15 protein-coding genes are annotated in these 17,430 nt (G+C 64.1%); 9 read left to right on the forward strand and 6 right to left on the reverse strand.

All coding sequences use genetic code 11. The features are described from left to right. Positions 1-12 precede the first annotated feature (12 nt). Positions 13-999 (reverse strand): MBL fold metallo-hydrolase, encoded by a 987-nt coding sequence (locus FHR22_RS12210; protein ID WP_166942910.1) that lies wholly within the window; start codon positions 997-999, stop codon positions 13-15. 309 nt (positions 1,000-1,308) lie between these two features. Between FHR22_RS12210 and FHR22_RS12215 the strand changes: the two genes are divergently transcribed. The 5 genes from FHR22_RS12215 to FHR22_RS12235 all read left to right on the forward strand — a co-directional run bounded on the left by FHR22_RS12215 (position 1,309) and on the right by FHR22_RS12235 (position 7,685). After that, positions 1,309-3,117, forward strand: coding sequence for an ABC transporter ATP-binding protein (locus FHR22_RS12215; protein ID WP_166942913.1), 1,809 nt, complete (start codon positions 1,309-1,311; stop codon positions 3,115-3,117). Between the two features lie 270 nt (positions 3,118-3,387). After that, positions 3,388-3,594: a hypothetical protein gene (locus tag FHR22_RS12220; RefSeq protein ID WP_166942916.1), complete on the forward strand. Its 207-nt coding sequence runs from the start codon at positions 3,388-3,390 to the stop codon at positions 3,592-3,594. Positions 3,595-3,901: 307 nt separating this feature from the next. Continuing rightward, the gene (locus tag FHR22_RS12225; RefSeq protein ID WP_166942919.1) at positions 3,902-4,690 is read left to right on the forward strand and encodes a Crp/Fnr family transcriptional regulator; all 789 of its coding nucleotides are present in this window, start codon (positions 3,902-3,904) and stop codon (positions 4,688-4,690) included. A gap of 45 nt (positions 4,691-4,735) precedes the next feature. After that, a complete protein-coding gene (locus FHR22_RS12230; RefSeq protein WP_166942923.1) occupies positions 4,736-4,960 on the forward strand; it encodes a DUF6894 family protein in 225 nt (74 codons plus the stop codon). Between the two features lie 124 nt (positions 4,961-5,084). Further along, positions 5,085-7,685: a TonB-dependent receptor gene (locus FHR22_RS12235; protein WP_166942926.1), complete on the forward strand. Its 2,601-nt coding sequence runs from the start codon at positions 5,085-5,087 to the stop codon at positions 7,683-7,685. Between the two features lie 264 nt (positions 7,686-7,949). Here FHR22_RS12235 and FHR22_RS12240 read toward each other — a convergent pair whose 3' ends face one another. The 3 genes from FHR22_RS12240 to FHR22_RS12250 all read right to left on the reverse strand — a co-directional run bounded on the left by FHR22_RS12240 (position 7,950) and on the right by FHR22_RS12250 (position 10,602). Further along, a complete protein-coding gene (locus FHR22_RS12240; RefSeq protein ID WP_166942930.1) occupies positions 7,950-8,666 on the reverse strand; it encodes an RlmE family RNA methyltransferase in 717 nt (238 codons plus the stop codon). Further along, positions 8,663-9,754: a Ppx/GppA phosphatase family protein gene (locus FHR22_RS12245; protein ID WP_166942933.1), complete on the reverse strand. Its 1,092-nt coding sequence runs from the start codon at positions 9,752-9,754 to the stop codon at positions 8,663-8,665. The genes FHR22_RS12240 and FHR22_RS12245 overlap by 4 nt, the downstream gene beginning before the upstream one ends. A 440-nt stretch (positions 9,755-10,194) precedes the next feature. After that, the gene (locus FHR22_RS12250; RefSeq protein WP_166942937.1) at positions 10,195-10,602 is read right to left on the reverse strand and encodes a glycine zipper 2TM domain-containing protein; all 408 of its coding nucleotides are present in this window, start codon (positions 10,600-10,602) and stop codon (positions 10,195-10,197) included. Between the two features lie 165 nt (positions 10,603-10,767). Between FHR22_RS12250 and FHR22_RS12255 the strand changes: the two genes are divergently transcribed. Beyond that, positions 10,768-11,751 (forward strand): esterase-like activity of phytase family protein, encoded by a 984-nt coding sequence (locus tag FHR22_RS12255; RefSeq protein ID WP_166942941.1) that lies wholly within the window; start codon positions 10,768-10,770, stop codon positions 11,749-11,751. Positions 11,752-11,861: 110 nt separating this feature from the next. Here the strand turns inward: FHR22_RS12255 and rpmB are convergent, their stop codons facing one another. Further along, positions 11,862-12,155, reverse strand: coding sequence for a 50S ribosomal protein L28 (rpmB, locus tag FHR22_RS12260; protein ID WP_166942943.1), 294 nt, complete (start codon positions 12,153-12,155; stop codon positions 11,862-11,864). Between the two features lie 153 nt (positions 12,156-12,308). Between rpmB and tadA the strand changes: the two genes are divergently transcribed. After that, entirely contained in the window at positions 12,309-12,764 is a 456-nt protein-coding gene (gene tadA / locus FHR22_RS12265; protein WP_166942946.1) for a tRNA adenosine(34) deaminase TadA, read from the forward strand. A gap of 461 nt (positions 12,765-13,225) precedes the next feature. Here the strand turns inward: tadA and FHR22_RS12270 are convergent, their stop codons facing one another. After that, positions 13,226-13,822: a TetR/AcrR family transcriptional regulator gene (locus FHR22_RS12270; RefSeq protein ID WP_166942949.1), complete on the reverse strand. Its 597-nt coding sequence runs from the start codon at positions 13,820-13,822 to the stop codon at positions 13,226-13,228. Between the two features lie 69 nt (positions 13,823-13,891). Here FHR22_RS12270 and FHR22_RS12275 point away from each other — a divergent pair, with 69 nt between their 5' ends. Further along, a complete protein-coding gene (locus FHR22_RS12275; RefSeq protein ID WP_243853712.1) occupies positions 13,892-15,190 on the forward strand; it encodes an NAD(P)/FAD-dependent oxidoreductase in 1,299 nt (432 codons plus the stop codon). Positions 15,191-15,221: 31 nt separating this feature from the next. Further along, positions 15,222-17,429 (forward strand): TonB-dependent receptor, encoded by a 2,208-nt coding sequence (locus FHR22_RS12280; protein WP_166942952.1) that lies wholly within the window; start codon positions 15,222-15,224, stop codon positions 17,427-17,429. Position 17,430 lies beyond the last annotated feature (1 nt).

Here is a 17,430-nt window from a genome sequence, read left to right on the forward strand (position 1 = left end):
GCCGGAAAGACTCTAGCCGAAATCGGCGATATCGGCGGGATGCAGGGCCCTGAAACGACCGGGCTCGATTCCGCGCGCGTCGAGACCTTCGGCAAGGCGCCGTTCGGGGTCGGTGCGCGCTTCGTCGGTCAGTTTGAACGTTCCCCAATGCATGCCGACAGCGGCCTTGGCGCCGACGTCGAGCATGATCTGGATGGCCTCTTCGGGGTCGCAATGCTGGGCCGCCATGAACCAGCGCGGATCATAAGCCCCGATCGGCAGGATGGCGAGGTCGACCGCGCCGAAGCGCGCGCCGATCGTCCGGAAGATATGGCCGGTGCCATAGCCGGTATCGCCCGCGAAATAGACGCGCTTTCCCGCCGCTTCGAGGATGAAGCCGCCCCATAGGGCCATGCGGCGATCGCGCGGCCCGCGTGATGACCAGTGCAGCGCGGGGACGATATGCGCCGTCGCCCCGGGCGCGATGTCGAAATGATCGCCCCAGTCGCCGGCGCGCACCCGCGCGGCGGGGAGGCGGCGGTGGACGATCGCATCATTGCCGAGCGGGGTGATGATCAGCGGATCGTGCCGGGCATGGAGCGCGCGCAGCGCCGCGATGTCGAGATGGTCGTAATGATTATGCGAAAGCAGGATCGCATCGATCGGCGGCAGCGCGTCCAGCTCGATACCCGGCGACGTCACGCGCCGGGGGCCGGCGAAGGCGACCGGGCTCGCGCGGTCGGACCAGACGGGGTCGGTCAGCATGTTGACCCCGGCGAGCTGGATCAGCAGCGTCGCGTGGCCGACCATGGTGGCGCGCAGGCCCTCGACCCGGGCGTCGGGGATCACCGGCGTCACCTCGACCGCCGCCGGCCAGCTATTGTCGGGGGCGGAACGTCGCCAGCGGAGGAGGTCGCCGAACGACCGGTCGGTCTCGGGCTCGCCGGCCGGGTTGAGAAAGCGGGTTCCGTCGAAATGATCGGAAACGGGCCCTTGATAATATCGATTGCGCGCGGACATTCGGTTACTCGGCCTTTGATGAGCGACTTCATCGATATGGTCGTCTGCGGCCCCGCGACAAGTGGCAGATGAACGCCGAAATCTGCGGTGCTTGCCAAGCGCCGGGGAGGTCGTTACATCACCGGACCGTTCCAGCGCGAAAAGGAGGGCGTAGATGACAGGCATGACCACAGCACGCCCCCTCGGCGGGTTTCCCACCATTGGCGACCTGCGCCATTAGGTCCTGAAGCCTCCCTGATCCGATTTTTCCTTCGGATCGCACCCTGAATTCAACGCATTGGAGACGGCGCCCCGGCGCCGGGTCACGCTATGACATCGACACACGGCAAAGGCCGCGCGGATTCGATCCGCCGCGTCCTCGACTTCACTTTTCGTCACTGGGCCGGACAGCGCCGCCGCGCGGCTGTCATCGCCTTTTTCATCACTGCCGCGACGGTCACGGAGATTTTCGTGCCGCTGTTCGCGGGCCGGCTGATCGACGCGCTCGCCGCCGGTCGCCGCGATGGCGCGCTGATGCTGTTCGCGGCGATGGCGGCGCTCGGCCTGGCGATGGTGCTGCTGCGCCATATCGCCTGGGCCGGTATCGTCCCCTTCACCCTGCGCATGATGCAGGGGGTGACGCACGGCAGCTTTCACCGTGTCCAGCGTTTCTCGACCGACTGGCATGCCAACGCCTTCGCCGGTTCGACCGTTCGCAAGATCACGCGCGGCATGTGGGCTTTCGACACGCTCAACGACGTGCTCCTGCTCCAGCTGCTGCCGTCGATCGTCGTGCTCCTCGGCACGATGCTGCTGCTCGGCTGGCATTGGCCGGTGCTCGGGCTGGTCATGGGGGTCGGCGCTGCCGCCTATGTGACGATGACCGTGGTGCTCGCGGCGCGCTGGGCGTCGCCCGCGGCGACGCTTTCGAACGCGTGGGATACCAAGCTCGGCGGCCTGCTCTCGGATGCGGTCGGCTCCAACGCTGTCGTCAAGGCGTTCGGCGCCGAGGACCGCGAGGAGGCGCGTGTCGACCGGCTGCTCGCCAAATGGGCGAAGCGGACGCGCCGCACCTGGATGCGCTACACCTGGTCGGGCAGCGCGCAGATTCTCGTCCTTTGGGTGATGCGCAGCGCGATCACCGGTGCGGCGATCTGGCTGTGGTGGCGCGGCCACGCGACCCCGGGCGACGTCACCTATGTGCTCACCAGCTATTTCGTCGTCCACGGCTATCTGGTCGATATCGGTTTCCACATCCATCACCTGCAACGTTCGGTGAACGAGATGGAGGAACTGGTCGACCTGCACGACCAGCCGCTGGGGATCGAGGACCAGCCCGATGCCGCCGCGATCCGGATCGGCGCGGGCGAAGTGCGCTTCGACGATGTCACCTTCCGCTATGGCGGGCATGACACGCCGCTCTACGAGCATCTGGGCGTCCTGATCCGCGGCGGCGAGCGGGTCGGCCTGGTCGGCCATTCGGGATCGGGCAAGACGAGCTTCGTCAAGCTCATCCTGCGGCTCTACGACGTGAACGAAGGCCGGGTGACAATCGACGGGCAGGATGTGTCGCACGCGACGCAGCAATCGCTGCGCGCGCAGATCGCGATCGTGCAGCAGGAACCGATCCTGTTCCACCGCAGCCTTGCCGACAATATCGCCTATGCTCGCCCCGAAGCGAGCCAGGGCGAGGTCGAGGCGGCGGCACGGCTGGCCAATGCGCACGACTTCATCGCGAAACTGCCGCGCGGCTATGCGACGCTGGTCGGCGAACGCGGGGTGAAGCTGTCGGGCGGCGAACGCCAGCGCGTCGCGCTCGCGCGCGCCTTTCTGGCCGATGCGCCGATCCTCATCCTCGACGAGGCGACCTCGAGCCTCGATTCGGAGAGCGAGGCGCTGATCCAGCAGGCGATGGACCGGCTGATGACGAACCGGACCGCGATCGTCATCGCGCACCGCCTGTCGACGGTACGCACGCTCGACCGGATCCTGGTGTTCGACCAGGGCCGGATCGTCGAGGATGGCGACCATGAAACGCTGCTCACCGATCCGGACGGGCTTTATCGCCGGCTGTTCGATCGGCAGTCGGGCAATATCGTCGACGAGGATGACGCCGATCCGCTGTTGATCGACGCCTGATCCTGACGGCGCATGCTGCCGGTTGTTGGCCTCCGGCCGATAATCGGTAGCATGGCGCTGCCTGCTCCGTCATCCGACCGGCCACCCGAAAGGTGATCCATGTTAGCGCAATCGCGGTCGACTCATGCCATAAGGTTCCCAACGACTGCGGTTCCACCCAGATCGGCCATTCGTGGTTTCGGCATAGTGCCGCAGTCCCGTTTCATACGGCCGGCCGATCATCAGATGCCGAGAGCCTGGTAGCGCAAGCTCGCGACACAAGGAGCGATCATGCGAGCCTTTCATCTCATCATCAGCGACGCCGATGTAAATCAACCGCGGCGCATCGACTTTCAGGCCGAAAGTCCGGACCATGCCTTTCAGATCGCGCGGAACGAAACCGACGGCATCCATGTTACGCTTTGGGAAGGCGAGACGATTCTCGCGCAGATGACCAAGGCGACGTCCAGCTTGTGGAAGCTGCATTCGACTCTCTGACCCCGAGTTGCTGATGGGAATATCCGGTGCCGGCTGGGAGTTGCCGTCCCGTCCATCGTCGCCCCGGACTTGATCCGGGGTCCCGCTTGACTTCGAAAACCGCCGGTGCCCTCAAAAAAGCGGGATCCCGGGTCAAGCCCGAGATGACGAAGCTGTAGAAAGCGACGCCCGCTCCCCACCCCGATTCGGACATTCCTCGGCCGGGTTTGCAATCGACATGATCGCCTTTTTTTGATGCCCTGCGATGGAACCGAGTGCCATGTTGTCCGGTTTGGATGGGCAAGGGGCAACCGGAATAGGGAGTCGAATGCCAAACGGCGATGCGCCTTCATTCGAATGGGCCGACGAACATGCCGGGCGCATGGGATATGGCCCGCTCAGCATCCTGATCCGCAAGCTGCTCAATCACAGCCTGTTGTCGACGTCCGACCAGCAGGCGATCGCCGGGCTGCCGCATATCGTCAAGCGGGCCGAAACGGGCGATTCGATCCTGCGCGAGGGCGACCGGGCCGACATCTGCCCGGTCCTGCTTTCGGGTTTCGTCTATCGTCAGAAGGTCGCGTCGGACGGCGGCCGCCAGATCGTTGCGCTCAAGATGCCCGGCGATGCGCTCGATTTCCAGTCGATCTTCCTGCCCACCGCCGACCACGACGTCCGCGCGCTGACACCGGCGACGCTCGCGCTGGTTCCGCTGAAGGCGATCGAGCAACTGACGATCGCGAGCGCCGGCATCGCCCGCGCGGTACTCGTCGATATCCTGATCGAGTCGTCGATCGGACGCGAATGGCTGCTCAACATCGGGCGGCGCAACGCGCTGGCGCGTCTTGCTCACCTGCTGTGCGAGCTTCACGACCGGGTGAACGAGATCGCGAGCGCGCGTTCGGGGAATTTTCGCGTTCCGTTGACGCAGGAACAATTGGCCGACCTGCTTGGCCTGACCCCCGTCCACATCAACCGGATGCTGCGGCAATTGGAACAGATGGGCGCGATCGGCCGCCCGTCGCGGTCGCTCACCATCCTGAATTTCCCGAAGCTGGCGCAAATATCAAGTTTTTCGTCGACTTACCTGCATCGAAACAATCCGTCGGGGGTTTGAACCTTGGGTCGGCGTGCCAAGCGCGGGCTCGGGCGGGAGAATGTAATGCCGCGATATTTCTTCCATACGACGAACGGGTCGCCGCACCGCGACGAGGACGGCATGACCCTTCCCGATATCGATGCCGCGCGGCGCGAGGCAATCCGTTATGGCGGCAGCCTGCTCAGCGACGATCCCGACATGGTGATCGGCGGGAATGGCATGCGGATCGACGTCGTCGACGACGCGGGCCAGCACCGCTTCGCGTTCCGGGTGATCGTAGAGGGCTGAGGATCTGCCAACGGCAGGGCTGCGCCGATATGCGATTTCTTGCCCGGCCAAGTGTCCCCCGGCGCGGGTCGTGCGTCTTCCTCTCCGATAGCCTGGCAAACCGGGCAGGAGGGGGAAGAATTTCATGCCTTTGTTCAGACACGCACTTCATGGTTCGATCGTCACCGCGGCGCTCGTCGCATCGGCGCTGGCCGTTCCGGCGCTCGCGCAGGAACGTAGCTATCGTTTTGCGATCCCCGCGCAGGAGCTGAAGACCAGCCTGCGCGCGCTGGCGCGAACCTCGGGGCAACAGATCGGTTTCGACAGCGGCGCGTTGCAAGGAAAGCGCGCGCCCGCGCTCCACGGGACGTTCACCGTTCGCGACGGTGTCGCGCGGCTGCTCGCCGGCTCCGGGCTTGAGCCGAGCTGGGGCCGCTCGGGGGTGCTCGTCATTCGCCCGGCGTCCAAAAAGGCGGCCGCAAGCGGCGCCGCCTGGCAGGAAGAACCGGCGCGGCGTCCGGCGGTCGAAGCGACGGGCTTCGACGATGGTGAAATCGTCGTCACCGCGCGCAAGTCGAACGAACGCATCCAGGATGTGCCCGTGTCGTTGACCGCGGTAACCGCCGACGCGCTGCGCGATCGGGGTGCGGCGGATATCAAGGATGTGCTGCGCAGCGTGCCCGGCCTCGCCAATTTCGGCACCGAACGCGGGCTGTCGCGCTACAGCATCCGCGGCCTTTCCACTTATGCCTCGTCGCCGACGGTCGGCATCTATCTCGACGATATTTCGCTGGTGACGGTGTCGACCACCTTCAGCGGCGCCTATGACCCGATGTTCTTCGACATGGAGCGCGTCGAGGTGCTGAAGGGACCGCAGGGCACGCTCTATGGCGGCAGTGCGATGGGCGGCGCGATCAAATATGTCAGCGCGCGTCCCGACCCCACGCGCTTCAGCGTCGACACCGCGATCGGCGCGGCGGTCACCGACGGCGGCGGGCCGTCGTATAATGGCGAAGTCGTGGTCAACGCCCCGATCGTCGAGGACAAGCTCGCGGTGCGGGCGGGCTTTTATTATCGCCACGACGGCGGTTTCGTCGACAATCGGCCGGGCGACGTCAATGTCGTCCTGAAATCGAGCACGCCCTTCCCCGACTATACGCCGCTGGTGCAGGACAGCCTGTCGGCGCGGACCAAGAAGAACCGCAACTATGGCGATACCTATGTCGGGCGGCTCTCGCTCGAATGGCGTCCCGACGACAGCTGGACGATCCGGCCGCAGCTTTTTTATCAGGATTATAAACAGGGCGACACCGGCGACATGTTCACCGGACGGTCCGACATGTCGGCCTCCTACCGCATCGCCCAGCCCAATTACGACCGCGCCGGCATCTACAGCCTCAGCGTCGAAAAGGAGCTGGGCGGGGTCAAGGCGACATCGCTGACCGCCTATTTCGACCGCAAATTCCGCTATGTCCGCGATTACAGCTTCTACATCGGCGGACTGGTTCCCGGCATTTATCCGCTGACCAGCACCAATGTTTCCGACAGCTCCACCAAGACGTTCAGCCAGGAACTGCGGTTGGCATCGGACAATGACTCGCCGTTCAAATGGGTGGTCGGCGGCTATTATTCGAGCCAGGACGACCGGCTGATCCAGACGGTGAATACCCCCGGCATGGCTGCGGTCTTCGGCACCGACCTCGCCTATTTCGGCAATATCTTCACCAACACCAAGCAATATGCGCTGTTCGGCGAAGCGGGCTACACATTGTTCGACGGCTTCGACGTCACGGCGGGTGTGCGCGTGTTCAAGGTCGAACAGTTCGTCAATGCGCGCACCGACGGCGTCTTCGCGGGCGGGCCGAACGCGCTCGCGGACCGCCGCAACAAGGAAGACGGCATCAATCCCAAATTCGGTCTTTCGTACAAGGTCACGCGTGACAATCTGATCTATGCCTCGGCCGCCAAGGGTTTTCGTCCGGGCGGGATCAACCGCGACCGGATCGATCCCGACCTCTGCCGGGTCGACCTCGACCAGCTCGGCATCGACAGCGCGCCCGACAGCTTCGGGTCCGACAATCTGTGGACCTATGAGGCCGGGACCAAGAATATGTTCGGCGGCGGCAAGCTGATGCTCAACGCGTCGGCCTATTACACGCGGTGGAAACAGATCCAGCAGGCGATCGGCCTGCCGTCGTGCGGCTTCGGCTATACCGACAATATCGGCAGCGCCGAGGTGAAGGGGTTCGAACTCGAGGCGCGGGTCGAACCGCTGCGTGGTTTCCAGCTCGGCGGCACCGCGGCCTATACCAAGGGCAAGGTGACCGAAGCGGTGCCCGGCACCTCGGCCAAAAAGGGCGACGCGCTGCCCGACGTGCCGAAATGGATGGCCACTGCCTACGCCGGCTATGCGGCCGAGTTGTCGAACGGCTGGGGCCTCGATATCCGCGGCGAATATCAGTATCAGGGCAGCGCGCCCTATTCGTTCGATACCGAACTGCCGGTCACCTATCCCGACGATCCCGATGCCGTGAGCTATATTCCGAACCCGATCCGGTCGCGGAAAAGCTATCAGGTCGTCAATGCCTTCGCGTCCGTGAGCCGCGACAATACGACGGTGCGGCTTTATGCGAATAATCTGTTCAACGTCCATCCGCGGCTCGACGTCGACCTGACGACCGGGTCGGATCGTTTCTCGACGATCCGCCCGCGCACCATCGGGGTTGAATTGCGGCAGGGTTTTTGAGGTCGGGCGCACCCGCTTGCAGGCTTGTCCGGGGTGGGTGCGGCGAACATGAGGGGACCGGGCGCGGCCGTTTACGGCCGAAACCAGGCTTTCATTTCATCGTCACCCGGGCTTGATCCGGGGTCCCGCTTGATATCGAAAACTGCTGGCGCCCTCAAAAAGCGGGATCCCGGATCAAGGCGGAAGAGCCACGGGTCTCCTCCGCGGATGACGAAGGCGGGAAAGCCGCGGCGGCTTTCTAACCCAAAGCTACCGCAACCCCGTCTATCCGTTTGCCTTGTCCATACGCCGTCCCTTGAACCCCTGCGCAATGACATAAAGCTCGGGCGAACCCTTGCGGCTTGCAGGCGGCTTGGCGTGCTTGACGGTCGTGAAATGCCGTTTGAGCAAGGACAATAGCTCGCGGTCGGCGCCGCCCGCGAAGACCTTGGCGACGAACGCGCCGCCCGGGACCAGCGTCTGCACCGCGAAATCGGCGGCGGTCTCGGCGAGGCCGATGGTGCGGAGGTGATCGGTCTGGGGATGGCCTACGGTGTTCGCCGCCATGTCCGAAATGACGAGGTCGGGGGCGCTGCCGAGCGCTTCGATCAGCCGGTCGGGAGCGGCGTCGTCCATGAAATCCATCTCGAGGATCTCGACCCCCTCGATCGGTTCGCAGGCGAGCAGGTCGATGCCGACGACGCGCGCCCGCGGATTGGTCTTGCGCGTCACCTGCGACCAGCCGCCGGGCGTGATGCCCAGGTCGACGACGGCCCGCGCTTTTTTGAGGAAGCCGAATTTCTCGTCGAGCTCGATCAGCTTGTACGCGGCGCGCGAACGATAGCCTTCGGCCTGCGCGCGGCGGACATAGGGATCGTTCAATTGCCGTTGCAGCCAGCGCGTCGAGGACACGCTGCGCTTGCGCGCGGTCTTGACGCGGACATGCAGGCCGCCCCGACCAGAGCTCCCGCCGCCGCCGCCTTTCCCGCTGCCCCCGCTCATTTGCGAAACTCGCGGCGGGTGACGGGGACGTCGCGGCCCTGCCGCGCCAGCGTGCGCAGGATGCCCTCGCGGATGCCGCGATCGGCGACCCCGACGCGCGCCGCGGGCCACAGGTCGATGATGCTTTCGAGGATCGCGCAGCCCGCGACGACCAGATCGGCACGCTCGCGGCCGATGCAGGCGATTTCGGAGCGGTCGGCGATGCTCGCGTCGGCGAGGCGGCGGCTGATTTCGCGCATCGCGTCCGACGGCACGACAAGCCCGTCGACCGCGCGCCGGTCGTAGCGCGGCAGGTCGAGGAAGACGCTGGCGAGCGTCGTCACCGTGCCGCTGGTGCCGAGCAGGCGCAGCGGTTGTCCGGCAAAGCGCTCGGCGCGACCGGCGAAGGCGGCGAAGGCTTCGCGCGTCACTTCGCGCATCCGGGCATAGCAGGCCTGGCGTGCGGCCAGGCTGTCCTCGGCCGCTGCGGCATGTTCGGTCAGCGACACGACGCCCCAAGGCACGCTGATCCAGTCGCGGATCGCGACATCGTCGTCCGACGCGTCGACATGCATCAGTTCGGTCGAACCGCCGCCGATGTCAAAGATCAGCGCGGGGCCGTCGCCCGCCTCCATCAGATTATGGCAGCCGAGCACCGCGAGCTTCGCTTCCTCGGCGGCGGAGATGATATCGAGCGCGATCCCGGTCTCGCGCTTCACCCGATCGGCGAGCTCCTCGCCGTTGGTCGCGCGGCGGCACGCTTCGGTCGCGACCGCGCGCGACAGGGTGACGTGGCGGCGGCGCAGCTTGTCGGCGCAGATCGACAGCGCGGCGACGGTGCGGTCCATCGCCGCCTGGCTGATCTTGCCGCTGCCGTGCAGGCCTTCGCCGAGGCGGACGATGCGTGAAAAGGCGTCGATGACGACCAGCTCGCCGCCTTGCGGACGCGCGATCAGCAGCCGGCAATTGTTGGTGCCCAGATCGATGGCGGCATAGGTGCGCGGCCGGTGGATCGGCACGGGCCGGGGTTCGGCGCCTGCCTTGCTTTGCCCTTTCGCCGCCGGCACGGGCCGCGGCGATCGCCCCGAAGGCGCTGCCATTTGCCGCATGGCTATTATGACCTGTCCAAATCTCACGCGCCTGCAGGACCGCAGACGTGCACTTGGGCGCGAGATTAGGCGTCCTCCGGCACGATGGCAACCCCGCTTCCCGGCGGGAAGGCGCGGCGTCTTGCCGTTTGCGGCGGGCCGTGCCGGCAGCGACGGGCGGCGAGGATGGTGGACCGGTTTCGGCTGATTGCCGCCATTACCCTTATCGTCACCCCGGACTTGATCCGGGGTCCCGCTTGAAGTCAAAGACGGATTATGCGGAAAAAAAAGCGGGATCCCGGGTCAAGCCCGGGATGACGAAAGTAGGGTGGTACCTATGTCCGCTTCCCACCCCAAAGCCGCCGACATTCCTTCCCGTACCTCTACAAGCAAAACCCCGCCCGGCACGGGGCCGGACGGGGCAAAGGAGGGGAGAAGTTTATTGGAGCTCGGGTCAGGCCTTAGCGGCAGCCGTCATTGCCCTTGTCGATGGCGCGGCCGGCGAGGGCGCCGACGGCACCGCCGATGATCGTTCCGACCGTGCGGTCGCCGCGGCCAGCGATTTCATGGCCGGCAAGGCCACCTGCAACCGCACCGATGATCGTGCCGCCGGTGCCGTTGTCACACTGGCGATAGTTACGGCGGTCGTTGCGGTTGTTGTAATAGCGACGATCGTTCCGATAGTCGCGGCGGTCGGCGCGGCGATCGTAACGACGGTCATAGCGGCGATCGTTGCGGTCGTAACGCACGTCATAGCTCGAATAGCCGTCGCGGTTATAATAGCCGTTCTGCGCCGCGGCGGGAGTTGCCAGGCCCAAGGTCACGGTGGACATCAGGGCGGCGATCGAGAGGGTCACCATCTTTTTCATCGTCGTTCTCCTTCTTTCGTCGTTTGCCCTTCAGGGCTGTGGTCGATGAAGATGTTTTGCCCGATTCGCTTTGAGCCGAGCCTGAACATGGTTGTTGGCTGGCGTTCAGCTTCACCGGGCCTCCGGCGCTTTCCTTTCGCGGACAAGCGCTCTACGTCCGCGCCGATGCGCCGCCTGTTCCCTGCCGCCCTGATCTTTCTGGCCATCGGGCCGATGCCCGGAACGCTCCAGCTTACGCCCCGGATCGACCTGACCGAGCGCGTGGTGGTGCATCCGCTGCGCTTCCCGGCGAGTGAAGAGGGCATGTTGCGCTTCGTTCGCGGCTGGCGCCTCACGAGCCCGCACAGCTATTTCGGCGGCTTTTCGAGCGTGGCGCGAATCGGTCGCGACCGCTTTCAACTCGTCGGCGACAATGGCTATTGGACGCGGCTGACCCTGACCGCCGCCGGCCACGCCAGCGACCTTCGCATCGCGGGGCTGCCGACACCCGATGGGCGCGCGCGGCGCAAATCGATGAACGATGCCGAGGCGATGGTCTTCGATCCGGTCAGCGGCAAAAGCTGGATCGCGCTCGAAGGGATCAACCAGGTCTGGCGCCTCGATTCGGATCTTTCCGCGATCGAATCGCGCCGCAAGCTGCCGGGCGGACCCGATTGGCCCTCGAATAGCGGACCCGAAGCGATGGCGCGCCTTGCCGACGGGCGGACGGTGATCTTTTCCGAAGATGCCGATGACGATCCGCGCGGGCGCGAGGCGCTGCTCTATACCGGCGATCCCGCCGCACCGGGCGCGGCGCCGATCCGCTTCTTCTACGATGCAGCGGGCAAGGGACTGGTCAGCGACGCTGCGGCGTTGCCCGATGGCCGCATCCTGCTCGTGCATCGGCGGCTCGGTTTCGATCCCGTCTTCACGACGATCCTCGCGATCGTCGACCCGGACGATATCGGCAAGGATGCCGTCGTCCGTTCGCAGACGATCGGCCGCGTGCCGCGACCGCTGGCCGAAAATTACGAAGGGTCGGCGGTGGCGATCGAGGACGGGCGCACCTTCCTGTGGCTGGTGTCCGACGATAATTTCAACACGTGGCAGCGCAGCCTGCTGCTCCAGTTCGAACTGGTCGATCTGCCGCGACCCGGTTCTTCGCAATAGCGCGTCGTTGCGCGCAATGACGATCCACGCCGCGGGATTTTCTTCGGGCAGCAAAAAGGCGGCGCCGGGCAAGCCGGGCCGCCTTTTGCGATTCGTGCGTAGGACGAAGCTTAAGCGGCCTTTTCGGCCAGCTTCTTTGCCACTTCCTTCTTCAGCTTGCGCGCCGAGGCCGACAGCTGGTCGTCGCCGGCCTTCAGCAGCCAATTGTCGAGGCCGCCATTATGTTCGACGGTGCGCAGGCCGTGGGTCGACACGCGCAGCTTGTAACCCTGGCCGAGGGCGTCCGACAGCAAGGTCACATTCTGCAGGTTGGGCAGGAAGGTACGCTTGGTCTTGTTGTTGGCGTGGCTGACATTGTTGCCCACCATACGGCCCTTGCCGGTCAGTTCGCAAATGCGCGACATGATGTTTGTCCTCGTTAAAAAAATCGGGTCAAAAAAATCGGGTCGGCGTCCGGGCGCTTCCCGGGAAATCGGGGAAGGCAGGACCGGAGTGAGCCGGGAAAGGCGCGCGCTTATCGGCTTGCCGGGGATTCGTCAAGGGATTAGCGGGGAAGAATGTCCCGTTTCCCCATGCCCGAACCCATGCGCCGCGCACTCGATCTGGCCCGAATCGCCGCCGAATGGGGCGAAGTGCCCGTCGGCGCGGTCGTCGTCAAGGATGGCGCGATCATCGCCGAAGGGCACAACCGCCCGCGCGAATCGCACGATCCGACCGCGCACGCCGAAATCGTCGCGATTCGCGCCGCGGCCGCCAAGCTTGGCAGTGAACGGCTGGGCGGCTGCGACCTCTATGTCACGCTCGAACCCTGTGCGATGTGCGCGGGGGCGATCGCGCACGCCCGGATCGCGCGGCTCTATTATGGCGCCGACGATCCGAAAGGCGGCGCGGTCGCCCACGGCCCGCGGACCTTCGCGCAGCCGACGATTCATCACCGGCCGGAGATTTACGATGGCATCGGCGCGGGCGAAGCCGCGGCGCTGCTCAGGGATTTCTTCGCGGCGCGGCGGTAGAAAATGTGAGTGGTTTTGGGTTGGATTGAAGCCCCACCCATAGCCGTCATCCCGGCCTTCGCGGGCACACCTTTGTTATAACTCACTGAAGGTGCCCATTTGAAGGGTCGAGATGATATGGTTCGGAACGCAGCGGGGCGAATTAGCGCTGCTCCGAATCAACTCTTAAGCAGCGGGCCGTTCGTAGAATGAGCTCGCTTGCTTGGCTCGCGTCCGGCGAAGAATGGCGAGTTTGAGGTCGGAAACTGCCGCTCGTTCCATTCTTTTGTCATCTCCCGCGAATCCCGGAGCAACGCTGATATTATTACCGAACAGGCGACCTGCATTCGCTGGCTCGACGATCAGCTTTTCAGTTCTTCCGCCGAGCACAGCGCACATCATGACGCCGCGTCCAGCACGATGCGTTCTTCCAACTGTCCAACTGGCCCTTCATCAGCAGCATGGAAAGCCTGCAGCTTCGTTCAGAAGATGTCCGCAGGGTCTTCTCCCGGCACCGCCACAAGTCCGGCCGTCGTTGCCAAGCCTTGGCGAAGCGCATGAAGTACGAAATCAGGCGACAGACTGCGGTCGGTGGTCAACTGAAATTCCGCGCCGGTGAATAGATGCATGTGAATCTCGGTCGTTTCCGCAAGGCCCAGCGGCAGCTTCACAATCCCAAGTTTTGCCAAACCGGCGAGGCTTTGCGTGACGTCTTCCCGATACAGAAACAAAAGCGTCGACAGGCTCTCCGGATTATCCTCCATCTGGGTGAGCTCGGCGGAAAACTGCAAAGACAATCGGAACCGCTTCGACGTTAGCGACCCCTTCTCTGGACGACCGTGAAAAAAGGTGGCGACATATGCATCCCAGGATGTCGGCCGCGGACCACTGAGGCGATCGGCATGATCGAGAGCGCACGCCGCCGCGATCGCTTCTTCTCGCGTTCTGAAATGCGTGTACAGCGCGCCGTTCGAAATATTCGCAGCACGACAAATATCGCGCTGCGACGTCGCATACACGCCCTTCTCCAGCAACACCCTTAACGCGGCGCGCGCGATCGCTTCGCGTTGCGCTGCCATATACGCTTCGTCTCTCTTTGGCATGCCTCCTCTTAGCCCAGTTCATTTCCCGGTCATGCAAAAAAGCACTTGCCACGAAAAAAAACTGAGCGCACAGTCTTTTATATTAGGACTGAAACAAACTGCTCTGCGCTGAGTCGACGGGAGCCTGGCATACGCGGGCTGGGTCAGGCTTTTCCGGGCAGAAATCGAGGAACCCGGCCAATTCTCATGCAGTCCGCCTTTGATGTTGCTGTCGTCGGGGCGGGAATTGCCGGAGCTGGGGCCGCCGCCGATCTGTCGGATGGCCATAACGTTCTCCTGCTGGAGCAGGAGGAGCGGCCCGGCATGCATGCCACGGGTCGATCAGCCGCGCTGCATCTCGAAATCTACGGCAACGCGCTGATCCGTGCGCTCACCCAGGCCAGCCGCGACTTCTTCGAACAGGGCGCCGGCGCAAAGACCTTCGCAGGCCCGCGCGGTTGCCTGCATATTGCGAGTAACGAACAGCTCCCCGCACTGGAAGCGATCGCGGCGGAAGCGAATGTCGCTGACGTGGTCGAATGGATCGATGCGCGTCAGGCGTGCGATCTCGTCCCCGTCCTGCGCGAGGACTATATCGCCGCGGCCCTGTCAGAACGGTTTGCTTATGATCTCGACGTTGATGCGATCCACCATCACTTCCTGAAGCGTCTGCGTCAGCAGGGTGGGGTAATCCATAGTTCCGCGCGGGCGATGGATTGCACCTATGACGGCGCACAATGGACGATCGTCACGCCGCATGCGACATTCACCGCGAAGATACTGGTCAACGCCGCGGGGGCATGGGGCGATGTCGTCGCGCGGAGCGCTGGCGTCGCGCCGATCGGATTGACCCCCTGCCGCCGTAGCGCGCTGATTGTCGACGCCCCGGACGGAACCTCGCCGGCGCAATGGCCGGCGGTGATCGACATCGGCGGCGAATTCTATTTCAAGCCCGAGGCAGGCAAGATTCTGATGTCGCCGGCCGACGAGACTCCCAGCGAGCCGTGCGACACCTTTCCGGAAGAACTCGATCTCGCCATCGCCGTCGATCGCGTCCAGAAAGCTGCGGATATTCCGGTGCGGCGCATAGAGCATAGCTGGGCGGGCCTGCGCACATTCGCTGCGGACCGATCGCCCGTGGTCGGATTCGATCCGGATCATCCGGCGTTCTTCTGGCTGGTCGGACAGGGGGGATATGGGGTGCAGACCTCACCGGCGCTGTCCCGGCTCGCGGGCGCTCTGGTCCGCGGCGAGGAAATCCCCGCCGCCCTGGCCGCTCGCGGCATCCGCGCCGAACAGCTTTCACCGGCACGCTTTCACACCGCATCGCAACGCCAGCCGCGGGGATGCGTCGCTACCGAATGACGCGACTGATAAGGCCAAAAGGGGACACGCAATGAAGAAACTCTTGTTCAAGAATATGACCGCACGTCTTGCCATCGGTGTCGCGACATGCGCGCTGTCGGCGCCGCTGCAGGCACAGACGTTGCCCGACGACACGCCGGAGCCGGTCATGTCATCGGAAATCGTCGTCACCGCGCAAAAACGCTCGGAACGCCTGATCGATACGCCGCAGTCGGTCACATCGCTCACCGCAGCCGACCTCGAAAAGCTCAACGCGACGCAGTTCGTCGACTTCGCCAACACCGTTCCCGGTCTTCAATTCACCACGCTGGGCGCAGGATACACGCAGATCAGCCTGCGCGGGGTGACATCGGGTTCCGACACCAGCCCGACGGTCGGCATCTATGTCGACGAAGTCCCCTATGGATCCAGTTCGGCGTTCAATCAAAGCGTCGCGCGGGCGCTCGATGCCGCTTTGTTCGACATGGAGCGCGTCGAGGTGCTGCGCGGCCCGCAAGGGACGTTGTACGGGGCCAGTTCGATGGGCGGCGTGCTCAAATATGTGACTGCAAAGCCGACACTTAACGACGTGGAAGGCCATGTTCAGGCCGGTGTGTCGGACACACGCCATGGCGGCACCAGCTATCACGGCGCGGCCGCCATCAACCTGCCTGTCGTCACCGACAAGGTCGCGGTGCGGGCCAGCGGCTTTTTTTCGCGCGACGGCGGGTTCAACGATAATCCCGCGCGCGGACAAAAGGACGTCGATCGCAGTGAAACCTATGGAGGCCGCGCAGACGTGCTGATCGAGCCGACCGAAGACCTGTCCGTGCGCATCACCGGTTTCGCCCAGAACATCCGGCGCGAGGGTGCGCGCTACGCTGCCTATACGCTCGCCGGCAAGCCGGTCCATGGCGCGTTCGATCAGGATCATCCGCTGGAGGAGCCGTTCAATTCCGATTTCCGCCTGATCAGCGGCACGATCAACTATGATTTCGGTTTCGCGGACCTGACCTCGATATCCAGCTATCAATATTCGCGTACCGACCTGTTCACCGATGTTTCGGGGCTCTATGTACCGTTGCTGCCGCAGTTCGGCGTCGATGCTGGTGGCGCCGGAACGCGGTCGTTCAACAAGACCAGGAAGTTTGCGCAGGAAGTCCGGCTCGCGTCGAAGCAGGATCAGCCGCTACAATGGCTGCTCGGTGGATTTTACACGCACGAGCGGAGCCGGCTGTTCCAGGCGGTCGACACGTTCGACCAAGACCTTGTCCAGGTCCCGTTCAACCTCGGCAAGGTCGAGATTCCCAGCACTTATGAGGAATATGCCGTCTTCGGTAATTTGACCTATCATCTGACGGACAAGTTCAACATCACCGGCGGAATACGCTATGCCCACAACAATCAGCGGTTCGAGCAGATCGGATCCGGTCTGCTGATCGGCTCGGCGCCGGAGGCGAAGTCGAGCGAGAGCGTGGTGACCTATCTTGCCAATGCCCAGTATAAATTCAGCAACAATGCTACCGCCTATGCACGCTTTGCTACCGGCTATCGCCCCGGTGGTCCGAACTTCGTGATCCGCGACGCAGGGACCGGCGACCTGCTCGCCCCGACAAGCTTCAAATCGGACTCGCTGGAGAGCTATGAAGTCGGATTCAAGGCGCAGACGCGCGATCGCAGCTTCGCGATCGACCTGTCTGCATTCTATGTGGCGTGGGACGATATTCAGATCATCACGGCGGTGCAGGGCCTGTCCGCGAACCTCAATGCCGGCACCGCAAAAATACGGGGCGCCGAACTCAACCTCACGGCCCGCCCCAGCGTCGACCTGACTTTCACCGGCGCGTTCGCGTTTAACGATAGTGAGATCGGCGAGGACAATCCCGCGATCGGCGCGGTAAAGGGCGAGCGACTGCCCAATGTTCCGCGGTTCACCGCCGCGCTGAATGCAGATTATGTCGCCACGGCGAGCGCATCGAAGCCGTTCGTCGGCGCCACGCTGCGCTTCGTTTCGGACCGCACCGCCAGTTTCGACAATAGCGTCGGATTCCCGCAATATCAGCTGCCCGACTATACGTCGGTCGATTTGCGCGCCGGCTTGTCGATCGGCCCGGTTACCGGGCAGGTTTTTGCCCGCAATATCTTTGACAAGCGCGGTCAGCTTGCCGCCAACACGTCACAGGCGGCAGCCGGCGCGGCGGTCCTGACGACGCTGCTGCAGCCGCGCACTTTTGGGCTGAGCGCGTCGATGAAATTCTGAT

Source organism: Sphingopyxis panaciterrae, assembly GCF_011762125.1.
In the GTDB taxonomy this organism is placed as follows: Bacteria; Pseudomonadota; Alphaproteobacteria; order Sphingomonadales; family Sphingomonadaceae; genus Sphingopyxis; species Sphingopyxis panaciterrae.